The organism is Streptococcus oralis (assembly GCF_001588645.1).
Classification (GTDB): Bacteria; Bacillota; Bacilli; order Lactobacillales; family Streptococcaceae; genus Streptococcus; species Streptococcus oralis_AB.
On sequence record NZ_LAYF01000011.1, the window covers coordinates 1 to 2,084 of the forward strand.

Genomic DNA, 2,084 nt, shown 5'->3' on the forward strand with positions numbered 1-2,084 from the left:
TTAAATCGCTTGACAAAGTGACATGTATAATGCTAGAATGTATGTGGTTATTTATGTTTAATACTTAAAGTGTTTGGAGGACTTTAACTACTAAATATCAAATAATCTGTGATTTCTTCTTCGTTTCTCAGGAGAGGGATTAAGAACATTGAAAATAAAATATAGAAAAGAGGGGAAACATGGCAAAAAGCAAAATGCTGAAATTGCTTTCAAAACTTTCAGCTGCAGCTCTTTCTGTCTTGACACTTACATCTGTTTCGACAAATACTGTTAAAGCTGATGACCCAACGCCAAAGGAATTAACGCAAGTTATTACAGGTGTTGAGTTGTTGGATGCTTCAGATACGAAACAGAATGTAACATCTGAGGGAGATTATGCAGTTCGTACAGGGAATGCCTACAAGCTTCGTGTAACGTTTGATCTCAAACAATACAATGAGAACTTGAACAATGGTGATTATTTCACTTTCGACATTCCTGCACCAATGACAGTCTACAACGGCACTCAACAGTTGGTTGACCCAGCTACGCAAGTAACGATTGGGGAAGCAGTTGTAACATCAAGTGGTAATGACAAGGGTGGTAAAGCAAAAATTACCTTGAAAAACTTGGACAAGTACCTAGCTGCAACCGGTGGAGATAAAGTTAAGGATGTATCTGGTAACTTTGCGGCATCATTCCGCTTCCTAACAGACCAGACTAAGACACCAATTAGCTTTAATTCTTCTTCTATGAAGCAAGAAGTAAACCATACGTATACTGCTAAGACAATCACAGGTCCTAAAGTTGGTACTGAGAACTATGCGAAAGCTGGTGGACAAGCTTCCCGTGAAAGCTGGAACTCTCCAAAACTAGCAGCCATCGGATCAGTAAGCTCAGGTAATGAGCAATCCAACTGGCGTGTACGTGTGAACACAGAAAAACAAGATTTTGGACAAAACATTGTGCTTCATGACACAATTCCAAATGATGACACATCTTACACACCAGCTCAATACATTCCAGAAAGCTTGAAGATTTACAAGGCTGATATTACAGGCGGTACTTCTGCTGTTCCTCCAGGAGCAGAACTCATGGTGGAAGGAACTGACTATACAGTTGCTTGGAACTCAAACTATACATCATTTGATGTTACCATCAAAGATGGAACGGCTTCTTACTTCGTTACATATAGTACTACCACTCCAAATGATGGTACGAAAGTAGCAAATATCGTAGCTTTGTCTCTTGCGGACGGAACAAAACTTGCACAAAATACAAGTCGCCCAGGTGCGCTTAGCATGAAAGCGGAAGCAACATCTTTGATTTCTGGTACAATTGTAGCATCTACAGCCTACCAAATTAAGATTAATAAGACAGACGCGTTCACTCTTACACCTGTTCAAGGAGCAGTTTATACTGTGACAGCAGTAGATGATGCAAGTGAAACAACAGAAGTGACTACGAATGAAAAAGGAGTAGCGCTTACTAAAACTTATGATCAGAAATGGGAAGGTAAAACGTTCAAGATCAAAGAGAAGTCTGCTCCAGCTGGCTATAAGCTAGATGAAAAAGAGTATACAGTCAAACTCGGAGCAGCAGGTTCTACGATCAACCTTAAGGACGAACCTGTTCCAGCTGTGTTCAATGTAACAGCTAAGAAAGTGGTAGAAGGTCGTACAGATAAACTTCCAAAAGCGGATGAGTTTACCTTTAACCTATATACAGCAGAGAACTTGAAGACTCCAGTAGCCACAGCGAAATCAAAAGCTGATGGAACGATTACCTTCGAGAACATTGAAGTAAAAGGTGCGGGAACTTACCACTACGTCATCAAAGAAGATACTTCAGCAGCAATCAATGGTATCACTTTTGATGAAGAAGGTAAGGAAGTTACTGTAACAGCAGCATTCCAAGGTGGAGTATTGACAGCTTCTGTTACTTCAGCAGAACCAACTTTCACTAACACTTATAAAGCCGCTTCAACAAGTGCGACTATCAAAGCTAAGAAAGTCTTGAATGGTAAAGAGCTTGCGGCTGATGCTTATACTTTCGAATTGAAAGAAAAAGATGCGGTTGTAGCAGAAGCTAAGAACGCTGCTTCA

The 2,084-nt window shown here is 40.3% G+C and carries 1 protein-coding gene; it reads left to right on the forward strand.

The genetic code is table 11. From position 1 onward, the window contains the following. Positions 1–179 precede the first annotated feature (179 nt). Positions 180–2,084: Spy0128 family protein (locus A0739_RS07430; protein WP_231082579.1), on the forward strand; the 1,905-nt coding region annotated here is incomplete at its 3' end.